The sequence below is a fragment of the Ruegeria sp. C2 genome (assembly GCF_056537765.1).
In genome coordinates, this window is record NZ_JBQFRZ010000001.1 from 309,309 (window position 1) to 325,688 (window position 16,380).

The window sequence follows — 16,380 nt, forward strand, 5'->3', positions numbered from 1 at the left end:
ATGTTCGAGACTATTACCCTGAAAACAGACGAACGCGGCATGGCCACTTTGACGCTGGATCGTCCGGAGAAGCATAACGCGCTGTCGGCGCAGATGATTGCAGAGCTGACACAGGCCGCCGGGCAACTGGCCAGTGATGACTCGGTGCGGGTGGTCGTTCTGGCCGCATCGGGCAAGAGCTTTTGCGCCGGCGGTGATCTTGGCTGGATGCAGGCACAAATGGCGGCCGATCCCGAGACGCGCTTTGTAGAGGCGCGCAAGCTGGCCGAGATGCTGAACGCCCTGAACACGCTGCCCAAACCCCTGATCGGCGCGTTGCAGGGTAATGCGTTTGGTGGCGGTGTGGGGATGGCCTCGGTCTGTGATGTGGCAATTGGGGTGAACGGCCTGAAGATGGGTTTGACCGAGACCCGTCTGGGGCTGATCCCGGCTACGATCGGCCCCTATGTCATTGCCCGCATGGGAGAAGCGCGGGCGCGGCGTGTCTTTATGTCCGCTCGCCTGTTCGACGCCGCAGAAGCAGTTGAACTGGGCCTGCTGGCCCGCGCCGTGCCCGCCGACTCGTTGACAGAGGCGGTTGAAGCGGAAATCCAACCTTATTTGTCCTGCGCGCCGGGCGCAGTCGCTTCGGCTAAGCAGATGATCCAGTCGCTTGGGCCGCGCATTGACGATGCTGTGATTGATCACACCATTCAACAGCTTGTCGCGCGCTGGGAAACCGACGAAGCAAAAGAGGGAATCGCAGCCTTCTTCGACAAGCGAAAACCTGTATGGAATAGACAGGTTTAACCGATTAGGCGGATCGAAGAGCCTTTGTAGCCATAGCCGGTTGGGGAATGGTAATATTGCCTGCCTGCGCGTTTCTGTTCGGTTGACCCTCTGACCCCACAGGGATAGAGAATGTCCAGTCAAATCGCCAATTGACGGCGCACCCTTCCGGGACATGCGCAGGAAAGGAGCTATACGTGGAAGACCTGCTGCGGGAGTACCTCCCGATTCTGGTGTTTCTTGCCGTTGCCGTGGGCCTTGGAATCGTGCTGATTCTGGCTGCTGTGGTCCTGGCTGTCCGCAATCCAGACCCCGAAAAGGTCAGCGCATATGAATGTGGCTTCAACGCCTTCGACGATGCGCGGATGAAATTCGATGTCCGATTCTATCTGGTCTCGATTCTTTTCATCATCTTCGATCTGGAAATCGCCTTCCTGTTTCCCTGGGCCGTTGGTTTCAAGGACATCAGCGATGTTGGGTTCTGGTCCATGATGGTGTTCCTGGCGGTGCTGACCATCGGCTTTGCCTATGAATGGAAGAAGGGGGCCCTGGAATGGGAGTGATGACGGGTGCAAACACCGCTGGCGTCGACAAGGAAGTCGCCACCCAGGCCCTGAATGCCGAGTTGCAGGACAAAGGCTTTCTGCTGACATCGACCGAGGACATCATTAACTGGGCCCGTACCGGCTCGTTGCACTGGATGACCTTTGGTCTGGCGTGCTGCGCGGTTGAGATGATGCACACTTCGATGCCGCGCTACGATGCAGAACGGTTTGGCATTGCCCCCCGAGCGTCTCCGCGTCAGTCGGATGTGATGATCGTGGCCGGAACCCTGACCAACAAGATGGCCCCTGCGCTGCGCAAGGTCTACGATCAGATGCCCGAGCCGCGCTATGTGATCTCTATGGGCTCCTGCGCCAATGGCGGTGGCTACTACCACTATTCTTATTCTGTTGTGCGTGGGTGCGACCGCGTTGTGCCGGTCGACATATACGTACCCGGCTGCCCTCCAACCGCTGAAGCGCTGCTTTATGGTCTGATGCAGCTGCAACGCAAAATCCGCCGCACCGGCACAATCGTACGCTGAGGAGAGGGCAGATGAGCGAAGCACTCAAGGAACTCGGCGCGCAGTTGGAACTGAAGCGGGCAGATTGCGTTCTGTCCTGGGACGTGACCCATGACGAGTTGAACGTGGATGTTGCCCCGTCGAATCTGGTGGAATTTGTCGAATTTCTGAAATCCGACCAGAACTGCAAGTTCTCGTCTCTGGTCGATATCACCGGAGTTGATTATCCCGAGCGCGCCAAACGGTTCGACGTGGTCTATCACTTCCTGTCGATGTACCAGAATCAGCGTATCCGCCTGCGGGTTTCGATCCGCGAGGATGACATGGTGCCCTCGATTGTCGATGTTCACCCCTCGGCCAACTGGTTCGAGCGTGAGGTGTTCGATATGTTCGGCATCCTGTTCTCGGGCCATCCGGACCTGCGGCGTATCCTGACGGATTATGGCTTCAGGGGTTACCCGCTGCGCAAGGATTTCCCGACCACCGGCTATACCGAGGTTCGCTATGACGAGGCGCAAAAGCGCGTGGTCTATGAGCCTGTCTCGCTGGTGCAGGAATACCGTCAATTCGATTTCATGTCCCCGTGGGAAGGTGCGAACTACATTCTTCCGGGGGATGAGAAGCAGGAGTCGTAAGTCATGGAGTTCCTGATCTGGATTGCCGTCACGGTTGCCACGATTATCCCGATGCTGAAACTGCTACCGCATTTCGGGATCGAGAAATACTGGGTCGTCGCCTGCGTCATACCGATCGGAACGCTGATCCTGATCTGGATCATGGCCATGAAACTACAAGAGATGGAGCGCCGTTGATGGGGCTTGGGGAACTGATCGCGCTTGGGGCGCTGGGTGTTCTGCTGGCCGGTGCCGCTGCCAAGGCGGCTGAAGCGGAAAAGGTCCGGGTTCGGGCCGAAGCGAAAAAGAAACGAGGGCGTTGATGGACGGCTCAAGATATGATGACGGCAGCACGGACGCGCTGAGCGGAGAACAGAAGATCCGCAACTTCAACATCAACTTCGGCCCGCAACACCCTGCGGCGCACGGGGTTTTGCGTTTGGTACTCGAACTGGACGGCGAGATCGTCGAGCGTTGCGACCCGCATATCGGCCTGCTGCACCGTGGCACCGAAAAGCTGATGGAAAGCCGGACGTATCTGCAGAACCTGCCGTATTTCGACCGTCTGGATTATGTGGCGCCGATGAACCAGGAACATGCCTGGTGTCTGGCCATCGAAAAACTGACCGGAGTGGAAGTGCCGCGCCGGGGCTCTCTGATCCGCGTTTTGTATTCCGAGATTGGCCGCATTCTGAACCATCTGCTGAACGTGACGACTCAGGCAATGGATGTGGGCGCGCTGACACCTCCTTTGTGGGGTTTCGAGGAACGCGAAAAGCTGATGGTGTTCTATGAGCGTGCCTGTGGTGCCCGCCTGCACGCCGCCTATTTCCGCCCCGGTGGCGTTCATCAGGACCTGCCGCCGGAACTGCTGGACGATATCGAGGCGTGGAGCCACGAATTCCCCGCCGTTCTGGACGACATAGACGGTCTGCTGACCGAAAACCGCATCTTCAAACAGCGCAACGCCGATATTGGCGTAGTGAGCGAAGATGACATCCAGAAATACGGTTTCTCGGGCGTCATGGTGCGTGGATCGGGTCTGGCCTGGGACCTGCGTCGCGCGCAGCCCTATGAGTGCTATGACGAGTTCGAGTTTCAGATCCCCGTCGGCAAAAACGGCGACTGCTATGACCGTTACCTGGTGCGGATGGAAGAGATGCGCCAGTCGCTGCTGATCATCCGTCAGGCCATCGCCAAAATCCGTGAATGCCCCGGCGACGTTCTGGCCCGCGGCAAGATCACCCCGCCGAAACGCTCGGACATGAAGACCTCGATGGAAAGCCTGATCCATCACTTCAAGCTTTACACCGAAGGCTTCCACGTTCCCGCGGGCGAGGTCTATGCCGCCGTTGAGGCCCCCAAGGGCGAATTCGGCGTCTATCTGGTCGCCGACGGCACCAACAAACCCTACCGCGCCAAACTCCGCGCGCCGGGTTTCCTGCACTTGCAAGCCATGGACCACGTTGCCGGAGGGCATCAACTGGCCGACGTCGCTGCCATCATCGGCACCATGGACGTCGTATTTGGAGAGATTGACCGCTAATGCTCCGCCGTCTTCATCCCGAACAACCCGAAAGCTTTGCCTTTTCTGCCGCCAACCAGCAATGGGCTGAAGCGCAGATTACCAAATACCCCGAAGGCCGTCAGGCCAGCGCGGTCATTCCTCTGCTGTGGCGCGCACAGGAGCAGGAGGGCTGGCTAAGCCGTCCGGCGATTGAATCCGTCGCTGACATGCTGGGTATGGCCTATATCCGCGTGCTCGAGGTTGCCTCGTTCTACTTCATGTTCCAACTGAAACCGGTTGGTTCGGTCGCACATATTCAGGTTTGCGGCACGACCTCCTGCATGATCTGTGGGGCCGAGGATCTGATTGCGGTCTGCAAGGAAAAGATTGCCGCTAAGCCGCATCAACTTTCTGCTGATGGCAAGCTGAGTTGGGAAGAGGTGGAATGCCTCGGGTCCTGCACCAATGCACCTATGGCTCAGATCGGCAAGGATTACTACGAGGACCTGACTGCCGAGAGTTTTGGTAAGATCATCGATGATCTGGCCGCTGGAAAAGTACCAACCCCGGGTCCGCAAAACGGGCGCTATGCGGCTGAGCCCCTGAAAGGGCTGACCAGTCTGACGAATTATGACAGTGGCAGAACGCAGTATAACGCTAGTGTTCAACTCGCTTCCGATCTGGGCGATACGGTCAAGCGCATCGACGGCACCGAGGTACCAATCCTGACACCTTGGCTGGGCAAAGATGGCAAGGCGGCGGCAACCAAAGCTGCACCGAAACCGCCTAAGGCTCCGGCCCCGGCGAAACCTGCGGTGAAACAGGCCGCCGAGGCGAAGGCGGCCAAAGAAGATCAGCCCGAGACTCTTAGCGGTGCACGCGATGGTAAGCCGGATGATCTGAAGATGCTGAAAGGCGTTGGGCCGAAACTGGAAGAAACGCTGAACGGTTTGGGCTTTTTCCACTACGACCAGATCGCTAAATGGACACCCGAGCAGGTGGCCTGGGTTGATGCTCGGCTGAAATTCAAAGGCCGGATCGAACGCGACGGTTGGATCGAACAAGCGGCCAAGCTGGCAGCGGGTGAAGAGACAGAATTTGCCAAACGTGCCAAGGAAGATGGCACATACGACGACTAGAACAGGTGCCCCTTTAGGGCATCGGGATGAGATGGATAAGGACAAGGAACAGGCCATAGCCCGCAAGGGCCGCCATATCGGCATCGTCATCGCGGTGACGATGATCCTTTGGCTTGCCATGTCCTTTGTGGGTCCGCAACTGGGATTGCCGGGCCGCTATGCGCTGCTTTTTGATTTTGCCGCTCTGGCAGGGTTCATTTATGCGGGCGTCAACATTTTTCAACTCTGGCGCATGCGTCAGGACAGCTGAAGGTAACACGCGATGCTGAAGGATCAGGACCGGATCTTTACCAACATCTACGGGATGCATGAGCGCACGCTGAAAGGCGCGCAGGCCCGCGGGCATTGGGACGGCACCGCTGGCCTGATCGGCAACGGGCGGGACTGGATCATCCAGACGATGAAGGATTCAGGTCTGCGTGGCCGCGGCGGTGCGGGCTTCCCGACTGGTCTGAAATGGTCGTTCATGCCCAAGGAAAGTGACGGACGTCCGGCCTATCTGGTTGTGAATGCGGATGAATCCGAGCCCGGCACCTGCAAAGACCGCGAGATCATGCGCCATGATCCGCATACGCTGATCGAAGGGTGCCTGATTGCGTCCTTCGCGATGAATGCGCACACTTGCTACATCTACCTGCGCGGTGAATACATCCGCGAGCGCGAAGCGCTGCAGGCCGCAATTGACGAAGCTTATGACGCTGGTTTGCTGGGCAAGAATGCGGCTGGCTCTGGATGGGATTTCGACCTGTTTCTGCATCACGGGGCTGGGGCCTATATCTGCGGCGAAGAAACCGCCCTGATCGAAAGCCTTGAGGGCAAGAAGGGGATGCCGAGGATGAAGCCGCCGTTCCCGGCAGGGGCAGGTCTTTATGGCTGCCCGACCACCGTGAACAATGTGGAATCCATTGCCGTTGTTCCTACCATCTTGCGCCGTGGCGCGGACTGGTTTGCGGGTTTTGGCCGTCAGAACAACGCAGGCACCAAGCTGTTTGCGATCTCAGGTCATGTGAACAACCCGTGCGTCGTCGAAGAGGCGATGTCGATTTCCTTCGAAGAACTGATCGAAACCCATTGTGGCGGTATTCGCGGCGGTTGGGATAATCTGCTGGCCGTGATCCCGGGCGGTTCGTCCGTGCCGTGTGTGCGTGGAGAAAACATGCGCGACGCGATCATGGATTTCGACTATTTGCGCGGTGAGCTGGGCTCGGGTCTTGGCACGGCTGCGGTCATCGTGATGGACAAATCCACCGATATCATCAAAGCGATCTGGCGACTGTCCAAGTTCTACAAGCACGAAAGCTGCGGTCAGTGTACACCGTGCCGCGAAGGCACCGGCTGGATGATGCGTGTGATGGACCGATTGGTGCGCGGCGAGGCCGAACTCGAAGAGATCGACATGCTGTTCGACGTAACCAAACAGGTCGAAGGGCATACGATCTGTGCGCTGGGTGACGCGGCGGCGTGGCCGATCCAGGGCCTGATCCGCAACTTCCGGGAAGAGATCGAAGATCGCATCAAAGCCCAGAAGTCGGGCCGTATGGGCGCGATGGCGGCGGAGTGATCATAATGGGGCAGGCTGTCGAATACTTGCACGCTGTCACGTTTGTGATGACGTATTGATGGGGGAAAAGATGCGCGTGAAACGATCCCTGATCTTTTTTTTGGCTGCAGCGACGGTTGTGTCGGCTTGCGGTGAGGCTCCTTCTCGGGCCAATCGAGTGGCCTTTGACGGACAGTTCTTTAACGCCAAGGCCAAGCCGGTCAACAAACGCGTGTCTCCGACCGATTTCACGGTCACGGTGAATGGCGTCTCTGCTTCTGTGGACGGCGCGCGCGAGGCTGGGCGATTTGAGGGCACCAAATACTGCGTGCAGAATTTCGGGTCGTCGCGCATCGACTGGGCGGTAGGCCCGGATACAGAGCCGCAGAAGCTGCGGATCGAGAAGGACAAGCTGACTTTTGCAGGAACGTGTCAGCGTCCATGAGCCGTGTTATCGGATATCACGACGCGGGTCGCGTGGCGTTATTGACTAGCGCATCAGACGGGGTGCGTCTTGGGAAACCCAAGACGAAAGGAAAATCCATGTCTGTTCTGAAGAAGCTTGCGCTGGCCACAGCACTGGTTGTCCCTATTGCCGCCGAGGCGAAGCCGCCTTTGCGCGAAGTCAAAGAGATCGACAACGAACTCTACTACATCGCAATCGCAAACGAGATTTCCGAATATTGCTCGTCGATCAGCGGGCGCCGGATGAAGGCGATCGGGGTGATGTGGGGCTTGAGGTCCAAAGCAAACAAACTGGGATATTCGGACGGTGAAATCCGCGCCTACGTGGATTCGGATGCCGAAAAGGACCGGATGCGCGCCAAGGGCGAAGCGTATCTGGCGCAGAACGGCGTATCCTATGAAAATCCCAATTCTTTCTGCACGTTGGGCAAGAAAGAAATCGAAAGAAACAGCGCCATTGGCGTGTATTTGAGGGCGAACTAGACCATGTCTGACCTCCGCAAGATCAATATCGACGGGCAAGAAATTGAAGTCGATGGGGCGATGACCCTGATCCAGGCTTGTGAACAGGCCGGGGTCGAGGTGCCGCGCTTCTGCTATCATGAGCGTTTGTCGATTGCCGGGAACTGCCGGATGTGTCTGGTGGAGGTCGTCGGTGGCCCGCCGAAACCGGCGGCCTCTTGCGCGATGCAAGTACGCGATCTGCGTCCGGGTCCGGAAGGGCAGCCGCCTGTGGTCAAGACGAACTCTCCCATGGTCAAGAAGGCCCGTGAAGGGGTGATGGAGTTTCTGCTCATCAACCACCCGCTGGATTGCCCGATCTGCGATCAGGGTGGTGAATGCGATCTTCAGGATCAGGCGATGGCCTATGGTCTGTCGGGCACACGCTTCAAGGAAGCCAAGCGCGCGGTGGATGATTTGGATCTGGGGCCGCTGGTCGGTACTGCGATGACCCGTTGTATCTCCTGCACCCGCTGCGTGCGGTTTACCACCGAGGTGGCCGGGATCACCCAGATGGGTCAGACCGGTCGTGGTGAGGATGCTGAGATCACGTCGTATCTGAATCAGACACTCGATTCGAACCTGCAAGGCAACATTATCGACTTGTGTCCGGTTGGGGCGCTGACGTCCAAGCCCTATGCCTTTACCGCCCGTCCATGGGAGCTGACCAAGACCGAGTCCATCGATGTGATGGACGCATTGGGCTCGAACATCCGCGTGGATACCAAGGGGCGTGAGGTTATGCGCTTTTTGCCGCGTAACCATGACGGTGTGAACGAGGAATGGATCAGCGACAAGACCCGCTTTGTCTGGGATGGGCTGCGCCGTCAGCGTTTGGACAAGCCTTACGTCCGCGAGAACGGCAAGCTGCGGCCCGCCACTTGGTCCGAGGCGCTGACCAAAGCCGCGCAGGCGCTGAAAGGCGCCGAGAAACCCGCCGGGATCGTGGGTGACTTGGCTCCGGTTGAGGCTGCCTTTGCTCTGAAACAGATGATCGAAGGGCAGGGTGGTGTTGTTGAATGCCGGACTGATGGTGCCAAGCTGCCTGCTGGCAATCGCGGGGCCTATGCCGGGACTGCTGCCATTGAGGACATCGATAGTGCCGAGCGTATTTTGCTGATCGGCACCAACCCGCGTGATGAGGCTCCGGTTCTGAACGCGCGTATCCGTAAGGCATGGGCGCATGGGGCCGAAGTGGCTCTGGTCGGGCCTGCCGTCGATCTGACCTATGCGTATCATCACATGGGTGACGACCGCGCTGCGCTGCAAAAAGTCGTCGACATGGGGGGCGATGATGAGATCAAAGGCAAGTCGTCGTTGGTCATCGTTGGTCAGGGCGCGCTGCAAGAGGCTGATGGCGCTGCGGTTCTGGCCGCCGCGCAAACCATTGCAACAAATACAGATAGTGGTCTGATCATACTGCACACTGCCGCTTCGCGTGTCGGTGCGATGGATGTGGATGCGACAAACGAAGGCGGCATGGACGCTGTGAGTGCAGCTGATGTGATATACAACCTTGGTGCGGACGAGGTTGATATCGGCGAGGGTGCTTTCGTGATCTATCAGGGCAGCCACGGTGATCGGGGTGCCCACCGCGCCGACGTGATCTTGCCGGGTGCCGCCTATACCGAGGAAAACGGTCTGTTCGTGAACACCGAAGGTCGTCCGCAACTGGCCATGCGTGCGGGCTTCGCGCCGGGTGAGGCCAAGGAAAACTGGGCGATCCTGCGGGCCTTGTCTGCTGAATTGGGCGCGACGCTGCCCTATGACTCACTGGCACAACTGCGCACGGCTCTGATTGAGGCGGTTCCGCACCTGACCCAGATTGACGAAGTGATCGAGAACAAAGTTCAGGCGCTGGAGGCTGGCCCGCTGGGCAAGGCCACTTTCCGCTACGCGATCAAGGATTTCTACCTGACCAATCCGATCGCGCGCGCCTCGCAACTGATGGCCGAGCTTTCGGCGCAGGCGCAGGCCCGCAAATCCGAGAAGATTGCGGCAGAATGAACCCAACCCGTTTCATATCACAGACAAACGCGGCGGCCGGGTGGCAGTTCGCCGCGCCTGATTTGTGTGTGAAACCCAAGATTAAGGGTGGCGCAATGGTGGCAGATGCTGTTTACACCAACGCGCCGACCCAGCCGCAGATTGCGCAGGCATCTGGCCTTTGCATCGCTCGCGGAAAACGGAATACCCACGGTGTGAGGACCAATGGCTGATTTCTTTAACACCCCAGGCGGAATAGCCATCATCATTCTGGCGCAAGTACTTGCAGTCGTTGCCTTTGTGATGATCTCGCTGTTGTTCCTCGTGTACGGAGACCGCAAGATCTGGGCCGCTGTCCAGATGCGCCGCGGCCCCAACGTGGTGGGCGTCTATGGCCTGCTGCAATCGGTGGCGGATGCGCTGAAATATGTGGTGAAAGAGGTCGTTATCCCTGCTGGTGCGGATCGGACAGTTTTCATCCTCGCGCCGCTGACGTCCTTCGTTCTGGCGATGATCGCTTGGGCGGTGATCCCCTTCAACGACGGTTGGGTTCTGTCGGATATCAACGTCGCAATTCTCTATGTCTTCGCCGTATCCTCACTGGAAGTTTATGGCGTGATTATGGGCGGTTGGGCGTCGAACTCAAAGTATCCGTTTCTGGGTTCGTTGCGCTCGGCCGCGCAGATGATCTCCTATGAGGTTTCCATTGGTTTGATCATCATTGGTGTGATCATCTCGACGGGTTCGATGAATTTTGGCCACATTGTCGAGGCTCAGGACGGTCGCTTCGGCTTCTTCAGCTGGTACTGGCTACCGCATTTTCCGATGGTCTTCCTGTTCTTCATCTCGGCATTGGCGGAAACGAACCGCCCGCCGTTTGATCTGCCCGAGGCGGAATCGGAACTGGTCGCAGGTTATCAGGTCGAATACTCGGCCACGCCGTTCCTGCTGTTTATGGCGGGTGAATACATCGCGATCTTCCTGATGTGTGCGCTGACCACGCTGCTGTTCTTCGGCGGCTGGCTGTCCCCGATCCCCGGTCTGCCGGATGGTGTGTTGTGGATGGTCGCCAAGATGGCATTCTTTTTCTTCCTCTTCGCGATGGTCAAGGCGATCACGCCCCGCTACCGCTATGACCAACTGATGCGGCTGGGTTGGAAAGTGTTCCTGCCGTTCTCACTGGCATGGGTGGTCTTCGTGGCCTTCGCGGCGAAATTCGACTGGTTCTGGGGCGCGTTCGCCCGTTGGAGCGTAGGAGGCTGACCCATGACCCAAATCGACTATACCCGCGCCGCCAAATACTTCCTACTGCAGGACTTCTGGGTCGGTATGAAGCTGGGGCTTAAGTATTTCTTCGCCCCCAAAGCCACTGTGAACTATCCACACGAAAAAGGCCCTTTGTCGCCGCGTTTCCGCGGTGAACACGCTCTGCGTCGTTATCCGAATGGCGAAGAACGCTGCATCGCCTGTAAGCTGTGCGAAGCGATTTGCCCGGCTCAAGCCATCACCATTGACGCCGAGCCGCGCGAAGACGGCAGCCGCCGCACGACGCGCTATGACATCGACATGACCAAATGCATCTATTGCGGCTTCTGCCAAGAGGCCTGCCCGGTCGATGCCATTGTCGAAGGCCCTAACTTTGAATTCGCCACAGAAACCCGCGAGGAGTTGTTTTACGACAAGGAAAAACTCCTATCGAACGGCGAGCGCTGGGAAGCCGAAATCGCCCGCAATCTGGAAATGGACGCGCCGTACAGATGAGTGACACGCCGACAAATCCGTTTGAGCTGATGATGAAGCAAGCTCAGGACATGGCCAAGGCGATGAACCCGGCGATGGAGAATTTCTCGCCCAAAGGGTTTGAGGCGCTGTGGCCGACCATGCCGAAAGAGGTCATGGAGATGATGTTCGGCAACACCGTCAACAAGGACGGGCTGGACGCTAAGACCCGCCTGCTGCTGACGCTGGCCGGGCTGACCTGTCAGGGCGCGCAGGCGGACTCGGCGGTGCGCCAGACTGTGCGCCATGCTTTGGAAGCGGGCGCCAAGAAACAAGAGATCGTGGAAACGATCGGGCAGATGTCGGTTTTTGCCGGCATCCCGGCCATGACCCGCGCGCTGGATCTGGCGCAAGAGGTCATGGGCGATAACGAGGATGAGGATCAATGACCGTCTTTGCCTTCTATCTGTTTGCCATCAGCGCCATCACCGGCGGGCTGTTCACTGTGATCAGCCGTCAGCCGGTGCACTCGGTGCTGTGGCTGATCCTGTCCTTCCTGTCCTCGGCGGGGCTGTTCGTGCTTCTGGGGGCCGAGTTCGTGGCGATGCTGCTGATCATCGTCTATGTCGGCGCGGTCGCGGTCCTGTTCCTGTTTGTTGTTATGATGCTGGACGTGGACTTTGCCGAGCTCAAGGCCGAGATGGCGCGCTATATGCCGCTTGCCCTGCTGATCGGTCTGGTGATCCTGATGCAGTTTGTCATGGCCTTCGGGGCCTGGGACAGCGCGCAAGGAGCCGCGGCCAATCTGGCCCAGCCGGTCCCGTCGGACCGTCATAACACCGAGGCGCTCGGCGTTATCCTTTACGATCAATACTTCCTTCTGTTCCAGCTGGCAGGCCTGATCCTGCTGGTGGCCATGATTGGCGCCATCGTGCTGACGTTGCGCCACCGTCAGGACATCAAGCGTCAGGACATCATCGGCCAGATGATGCGCGACCCGGCCAAAGCGATGGAGTTGAAGGACGTGAAACCGGGGCAGGGGCTATAAGACGATGATCGGACTTGAACACTATCTTACGGTCGCGGCGACGCTGTTTGTCATCGGCATCTTCGGTCTCTTCCTGAACCGCAAGAACGTCATCATCCTGCTGATGAGCATCGAACTGATGCTGCTGGCGGTGAATATCAACCTCGTGGCATTCTCCAGTTTTCTCGGCGATCTGGTCGGGCAGGTGTTTACGCTGTTCGTGCTGACCGTTGCGGCGGCTGAGGCGGCGATTGGTCTGGCCATTCTGGTCTGCTTCTTCCGCAACCGCGGCACCATCGCGGTTGAAGATGTCAATATGATGAAGGGCTAAGAGAACTATGGAAACCACCATCCTCTTTGCCCCGCTGGTGGGCGCGCTGCTCTGCGGATTTGGCTGGCGCTTTATTGGCGAGAAGGCGGCCATGTGGACCGCAACGGGCCTGCTGTTTCTGGCTTGTCTGCTGTCATGGATCGTGTTCTTCACTTTTGACGGCCACACCCAGCAGATCGAAATCATGCGCTGGATCGAGAGCGGATCGCTGTCGACAAGCTGGGCCATTCGTCTGGACCGTCTGACGGCGATCATGCTGATCGTGGTGACGACCGTTTCGGCGCTCGTGCACCTCTATTCCTTCGGCTACATGGATCACGATCCGCAGTGGCGCGAGGGCGAAAGCTATAAGCCGCGCTTCTTTGCGTATCTATCGTTCTTCACCTTCGCGATGCTGATGCTGGTGACGGCGGACAATCTGGTTCAGATGTTCTTTGGCTGGGAAGGCGTGGGCGTCGCCTCGTATCTGTTGATCGGCTTCTACTATCGCAAGCCTTCGGCTAATGCGGCGGCGATGAAAGCGTTCATCGTTAACCGGGTTGGTGACTTCGGCTTTGCGTTGGGGATTTTCGCGCTGTTTTTCCTGACTGACAGTATCAATTTCTCGGACATCTTTGCTTCGGCACCGGCATTGGCAGAAGAGAAGCTGCACTTCCTGTGGGGTGAGTGGACCGCAATCGAAGTGATCTGTGTTCTGCTGTTCATCGGCGCAATGGGTAAGTCGGCGCAGTTGATCCTGCACACGTGGTTGCCGGACGCGATGGAAGGCCCGACCCCGGTGTCGGCCCTGATCCACGCCGCAACCATGGTGACCGCCGGTGTGTTCCTGGTCTGCCGCATGTCGCCGCTGATGGAGTTCGCGCCGGGGGCGACCGGGTTCATCACTTTCCTTGGGGCCTCGACCGCATTCTTCGCGGCGACCGTGGGTCTGGTGCAGACCGACATCAAACGTGTCATCGCCTATTCGACCTGTTCCCAGCTGGGGTACATGTTCGTGGCCGCTGGCGTCGGCATGTATTCAGCGGCGATGTTCCACCTGCTGACCCATGCGTTCTTCAAGGCGCTGCTGTTCCTTGGCGCGGGCTCGGTCATCCATGCGATGCATCACGAGCAGGAAATGACCGAATACGGTGGCCTGCGGAAGAAGATCCCGTATACGTTCTGGGCGATGATGATCGGTACGCTGGCCATCACCGGCGTTGGTATCCCTTTGACTACCTTTGGCTTTGCTGGCTTCCTGTCCAAGGATGCCATCATCGAAAGCGCCTTTGCAGGCGGCACGGGCTACGCTTTCTGGATGCTGGTGATCGCGGCGATGTTCACGTCGTTCTATAGCTGGCGCCTGATCTTCCTGACGTTTTATGGCGAAGAACGTGGTGACAAGCATACGCACGAGCATGCGCATGAAAGCCCGATGACCATGCTGATCCCGCTTGGCGTCTTGTCACTGGGCGCCGTGTTCTCGGGCATGTTGTGGTACGGCCAGTTCTTCGGACATGCGGACAAGGTTGGTAAATTCTACGGTATTCCGGTGGCCGAGGCATCAGAGCATGCAGAGGCGGGCGATCACGCCAAAGCAGATTTGCATGGCGAGGATAGCCATGCCGACAACAGCCACGCAGACGATAGCCATGCCGATACCGCCCATACGGATGACGGGCATGGTGAGAAGGACTCGCATGGCGGCGATCACCACTATGTCTTTGCCGGAGAACCGGGTGAAGGTGCGCTTTATATGGCACCTGACAACCATGTGCTGGACGATGCGCATGCGGCCCCGAAATGGGTCAAGGTTTCGCCCTTCGTCGCGATGCTGCTTGGGTTCATCGTGGCCTACTGGTTCTACATCGTGAACACCTCACTACCTGCACGTCTGGCTGCGAACCAGCGTCCGCTGTACCTGTTCCTGCTGAACAAATGGTACTTTGACGAGATCTACGACGCGATTTTCGTCAAACCCACTGTGGCGCTTGGCCGATTCCTGTGGAAACGCGGCGACGGCAACACGATTGACGGCTTCCTGAACGGGGTTTCGATGGGTGTCGTGCCCTTCTTCACCCGCCTCGCCGGGAAAGCTCAGACCGGTTACATCTTTACTTACGCCTTCTGGATGGTCTTGGGCATTGCTGCCCTTGTCACCTGGATGTCTATCGGCGGAGGCGCACACTAATGGACAATATCCTATCTATTGTCACCTTCATCCCCGCCATCGCAGCAGGCATTCTGGCCCTGTTCCTGCATGGTGAGGACGTAGCCGCACAGCGCAACGCGAAATGGGTCGCTCTGGTTGCCACAACTGTGACCTTCCTGGTCTCGATCGGCATCTATACCGGCTTTGATCCGTCCAACACCGGCTTCCAGATGGTGGAAGAGGGCGAGTGGCTGCTGGGTCTGAAATACAAGATGGGTGTGGATGGGATCAGCGTTCTGTTCGTCCTGTTGACCACCTTCATCATGCCGCTGACAATTTTGGCCAGTTGGAACGTCACGGATCGTGTCAAGGAATACATGATCGCCTTCCTGCTGCTGGAAACGCTGATGCTTGGCGTGTTCATGGCGCTGGATCTGGTGCTGTTTTACCTGTTCTTCGAGGCAGGCCTGATCCCGATGTTCCTGATCATTGGTATCTGGGGTGGCAAAGACCGGATTTATGCCAGCTTCAAGTTCTTCCTCTACACCTTCCTTGGCTCGGTGCTGATGCTGGTGGCGATGGTTGCTATGTACGCGGATGCGGGCACCACGGATATCGAGGCGCTGATGAGCCATCAGTTCTCGTCGGAAGGGTTCAGCGTGCTGGGCGTGTATATCGTCGGCGGTATGCAGACGCTTATGTTCCTAGCCTTCTTCGCGTCGTTTGCGGTGAAGATGCCGATGTGGCCGGTCCACACCTGGCTGCCGGATGCACACGTGCAGGCGCCGACGGCGGGCTCGGTCGTTCTGGCGGCGATCCTGTTGAAGATGGGCGGCTACGGCTTCCTGAGGTTCAGTCTTCCGATGTTCCCTGTGGGCTCGGCGGTGATGACCGATGTAGTGCTGTGGATGTCGGCGATTGCGGTGGTTTACACCTCGCTGGTGGCGCTGGTGCAGGAGGATATGAAGAAGCTGATCGCTTACTCCTCGGTCGCGCATATGGGCTTTGTGACCATGGGGATATTCGCGGCAAACCAGCAGGGCATTGATGGGGCAATTTTCCAGATGCTCAGCCACGGGTTCATCTCGGCGGCGCTCTTCCTCTGCGTCGGCGTGATCTACGACCGGATGCACACCCGTGATATCGAGGCCTATGGTGGCTTGGTCATCCGGATGCCGGCTTATGCGTTGGTCTTCATGCTGTTCACCATGGCCAATGTGGGCCTGCCGGGTACGTCCGGATTCATCGGAGAATTCCTGACCCTGATGGGTGCCTTCCAGGTTAACACTTGGGTTACGGCGGTGGCCGCGACCGGTGTGATCTTCTCGGCAGGTTATGCGCTGTGGCTGTATCGCCGCGTGGTATTCGGTGACCTGATCAAGGAAAGCCTGAAAGCCATCACCGACATGAGCTCGCGCGAGCGGCTGATCTTCGCGCCGCTGATCGTGATGACCATTCTGCTTGGGGTTTATCCCTCGCTGGTGACCGACGTGATCGGGCAATCCACCACTGCGCTAATCTCGAACTATGACACGGCTCTGGCCGCGGCTGAGGCCGCGACCCAGACGGCCGCCTCGCATTAAGGG

General features: G+C 58.2%; 20 protein-coding genes. All 20 read left to right on the forward strand.

The window, feature by feature from the left end; genetic code table 11:
* The 20 genes from ACR0IV_RS01530 to ACR0IV_RS01625 all read left to right on the forward strand — a co-directional run bounded on the left by ACR0IV_RS01530 (position 1) and on the right by ACR0IV_RS01625 (position 16,377).
* Positions 1-789 carry a crotonase/enoyl-CoA hydratase family protein gene (locus tag ACR0IV_RS01530; RefSeq protein WP_480658225.1) on the forward strand — a complete coding sequence of 263 codons (789 nt, stop codon included), beginning with the start codon at positions 1-3 and terminating at the stop codon, positions 787-789.
* Between the two features lie 176 nt (positions 790-965).
* Complete coding sequence (locus tag ACR0IV_RS01535) at positions 966-1,331, forward strand: NADH-quinone oxidoreductase subunit A (protein WP_170325678.1); 366 nt, start codon at positions 966-968, stop codon at positions 1,329-1,331.
* Complete coding sequence (locus ACR0IV_RS01540; protein ID WP_010442777.1) at positions 1,322-1,855, forward strand: NuoB/complex I 20 kDa subunit family protein; 534 nt, start codon at positions 1,322-1,324, stop codon at positions 1,853-1,855. The genes ACR0IV_RS01535 and ACR0IV_RS01540 overlap by 10 nt, the downstream gene beginning before the upstream one ends.
* Positions 1,856-1,866: 11 nt before the next feature.
* A complete protein-coding gene (locus ACR0IV_RS01545; RefSeq protein WP_480658223.1) occupies positions 1,867-2,469 on the forward strand; it encodes an NADH-quinone oxidoreductase subunit C in 603 nt (200 codons plus the stop codon).
* Positions 2,470-2,472: 3 nt separating this feature from the next.
* The gene (locus ACR0IV_RS01550) at positions 2,473-2,646 is read left to right on the forward strand and encodes a hypothetical protein (RefSeq protein ID WP_170397057.1); all 174 of its coding nucleotides are present in this window, start codon (positions 2,473-2,475) and stop codon (positions 2,644-2,646) included.
* Positions 2,646-2,771, forward strand: a complete 126-nt coding sequence (locus ACR0IV_RS01555; RefSeq protein ID WP_010442774.1) for a hypothetical protein — start codon at positions 2,646-2,648, stop codon at positions 2,769-2,771. The genes ACR0IV_RS01550 and ACR0IV_RS01555 overlap by 1 nt, the downstream gene beginning before the upstream one ends.
* A complete protein-coding gene (locus tag ACR0IV_RS01560) occupies positions 2,771-3,994 on the forward strand; it encodes an NADH-quinone oxidoreductase subunit D (RefSeq protein ID WP_480658221.1) in 1,224 nt (407 codons plus the stop codon). The genes ACR0IV_RS01555 and ACR0IV_RS01560 overlap by 1 nt, the downstream gene beginning before the upstream one ends.
* On the forward strand, positions 3,994-5,094 hold the full coding sequence (gene nuoE, locus ACR0IV_RS01565) for an NADH-quinone oxidoreductase subunit NuoE (RefSeq protein ID WP_480658219.1): 1,101 nt from the start codon (positions 3,994-3,996) through the stop codon (positions 5,092-5,094). The genes ACR0IV_RS01560 and nuoE overlap by 1 nt, the downstream gene beginning before the upstream one ends.
* 31 nt (positions 5,095-5,125) lie before the next feature.
* On the forward strand, positions 5,126-5,344 hold the full coding sequence (locus ACR0IV_RS01570) for a DUF5337 domain-containing protein (protein ID WP_480471911.1): 219 nt from the start codon (positions 5,126-5,128) through the stop codon (positions 5,342-5,344).
* A gap of 12 nt (positions 5,345-5,356) precedes the next feature.
* Entirely contained in the window at positions 5,357-6,655 is a 1,299-nt protein-coding gene (gene nuoF / locus ACR0IV_RS01575) for an NADH-quinone oxidoreductase subunit NuoF (RefSeq protein WP_480470305.1), read from the forward strand.
* A 70-nt stretch (positions 6,656-6,725) separates the two neighbouring features.
* Positions 6,726-7,079: a hypothetical protein gene (locus ACR0IV_RS01580; protein WP_480470304.1), complete on the forward strand. Its 354-nt coding sequence runs from the start codon at positions 6,726-6,728 to the stop codon at positions 7,077-7,079.
* Between the two features lie 98 nt (positions 7,080-7,177).
* A complete protein-coding gene (locus ACR0IV_RS01585; protein WP_480470303.1) occupies positions 7,178-7,582 on the forward strand; it encodes a DUF5333 domain-containing protein in 405 nt (134 codons plus the stop codon).
* A 3-nt stretch (positions 7,583-7,585) separates the two neighbouring features.
* A complete protein-coding gene (gene nuoG, locus ACR0IV_RS01590) occupies positions 7,586-9,607 on the forward strand; it encodes an NADH-quinone oxidoreductase subunit NuoG (RefSeq protein WP_480658216.1) in 2,022 nt (673 codons plus the stop codon).
* Between the two features lie 204 nt (positions 9,608-9,811).
* The gene (gene nuoH, locus ACR0IV_RS01595; protein ID WP_058274400.1) at positions 9,812-10,849 is read left to right on the forward strand and encodes an NADH-quinone oxidoreductase subunit NuoH; all 1,038 of its coding nucleotides are present in this window, start codon (positions 9,812-9,814) and stop codon (positions 10,847-10,849) included.
* A gap of 3 nt (positions 10,850-10,852) precedes the next feature.
* Positions 10,853-11,347, forward strand: coding sequence for an NADH-quinone oxidoreductase subunit NuoI (gene nuoI / locus ACR0IV_RS01600; RefSeq protein ID WP_170769278.1), 495 nt, complete (start codon positions 10,853-10,855; stop codon positions 11,345-11,347).
* Entirely contained in the window at positions 11,344-11,754 is a 411-nt protein-coding gene (locus ACR0IV_RS01605) for a carboxymuconolactone decarboxylase family protein (RefSeq protein WP_170400322.1), read from the forward strand. The genes nuoI and ACR0IV_RS01605 overlap by 4 nt, the downstream gene beginning before the upstream one ends.
* Positions 11,751-12,353, forward strand: coding sequence for an NADH-quinone oxidoreductase subunit J (locus tag ACR0IV_RS01610; protein ID WP_480658213.1), 603 nt, complete (start codon positions 11,751-11,753; stop codon positions 12,351-12,353). Before ACR0IV_RS01605 ends, ACR0IV_RS01610 begins: the two co-directional genes overlap by 4 nt.
* 4 nt (positions 12,354-12,357) lie before the next feature.
* Positions 12,358-12,663, forward strand: coding sequence for an NADH-quinone oxidoreductase subunit NuoK (gene nuoK / locus ACR0IV_RS01615; RefSeq protein WP_005984024.1), 306 nt, complete (start codon positions 12,358-12,360; stop codon positions 12,661-12,663).
* Between the two features lie 7 nt (positions 12,664-12,670).
* Entirely contained in the window at positions 12,671-14,833 is a 2,163-nt protein-coding gene (nuoL, locus tag ACR0IV_RS01620) for an NADH-quinone oxidoreductase subunit L (RefSeq protein ID WP_480658212.1), read from the forward strand.
* Positions 14,833-16,377, forward strand: coding sequence for an NADH-quinone oxidoreductase subunit M (locus ACR0IV_RS01625; RefSeq protein WP_480658210.1), 1,545 nt, complete (start codon positions 14,833-14,835; stop codon positions 16,375-16,377). The genes nuoL and ACR0IV_RS01625 overlap by 1 nt, the downstream gene beginning before the upstream one ends.
* Positions 16,378-16,380 lie beyond the last annotated feature (3 nt).

Coding starts and splice junctions, on each gene's coding strand:
- ACR0IV_RS01530 (WP_480658225.1), top strand. CDS start 1: ATGTTCGAGACTATTACCCTGAAAACAGACGAACGCGGCATGGCCACT.
- ACR0IV_RS01540 (WP_010442777.1), top strand. CDS start 1,322: ATGGGAGTGATGACGGGTGCAAACACCGCTGGCGTCGACAAGGAAGTC.
- ACR0IV_RS01545 (WP_480658223.1), top strand. CDS start 1,867: ATGAGCGAAGCACTCAAGGAACTCGGCGCGCAGTTGGAACTGAAGCGG.
- ACR0IV_RS01550 (WP_170397057.1), top strand. CDS start 2,473: ATGGAGTTCCTGATCTGGATTGCCGTCACGGTTGCCACGATTATCCCG.
- ACR0IV_RS01555 (WP_010442774.1), top strand. CDS start 2,646: ATGGGGCTTGGGGAACTGATCGCGCTTGGGGCGCTGGGTGTTCTGCTG.
- ACR0IV_RS01560 (WP_480658221.1), top strand. CDS start 2,771: ATGGACGGCTCAAGATATGATGACGGCAGCACGGACGCGCTGAGCGGA.
- nuoE (WP_480658219.1), top strand. CDS start 3,994: ATGCTCCGCCGTCTTCATCCCGAACAACCCGAAAGCTTTGCCTTTTCT.
- ACR0IV_RS01570 (WP_480471911.1), top strand. CDS start 5,126: ATGGATAAGGACAAGGAACAGGCCATAGCCCGCAAGGGCCGCCATATC.
- nuoF (WP_480470305.1), top strand. CDS start 5,357: ATGCTGAAGGATCAGGACCGGATCTTTACCAACATCTACGGGATGCAT.
- ACR0IV_RS01580 (WP_480470304.1), top strand. CDS start 6,726: ATGCGCGTGAAACGATCCCTGATCTTTTTTTTGGCTGCAGCGACGGTT.
- ACR0IV_RS01585 (WP_480470303.1), top strand. CDS start 7,178: ATGTCTGTTCTGAAGAAGCTTGCGCTGGCCACAGCACTGGTTGTCCCT.
- nuoG (WP_480658216.1), top strand. CDS start 7,586: ATGTCTGACCTCCGCAAGATCAATATCGACGGGCAAGAAATTGAAGTC.
- nuoH (WP_058274400.1), top strand. CDS start 9,812: ATGGCTGATTTCTTTAACACCCCAGGCGGAATAGCCATCATCATTCTG.
- nuoI (WP_170769278.1), top strand. CDS start 10,853: ATGACCCAAATCGACTATACCCGCGCCGCCAAATACTTCCTACTGCAG.
- ACR0IV_RS01605 (WP_170400322.1), top strand. CDS start 11,344: ATGAGTGACACGCCGACAAATCCGTTTGAGCTGATGATGAAGCAAGCT.
- ACR0IV_RS01610 (WP_480658213.1), top strand. CDS start 11,751: ATGACCGTCTTTGCCTTCTATCTGTTTGCCATCAGCGCCATCACCGGC.
- nuoK (WP_005984024.1), top strand. CDS start 12,358: ATGATCGGACTTGAACACTATCTTACGGTCGCGGCGACGCTGTTTGTC.
- nuoL (WP_480658212.1), top strand. CDS start 12,671: ATGGAAACCACCATCCTCTTTGCCCCGCTGGTGGGCGCGCTGCTCTGC.
- ACR0IV_RS01625 (WP_480658210.1), top strand. CDS start 14,833: ATGGACAATATCCTATCTATTGTCACCTTCATCCCCGCCATCGCAGCA.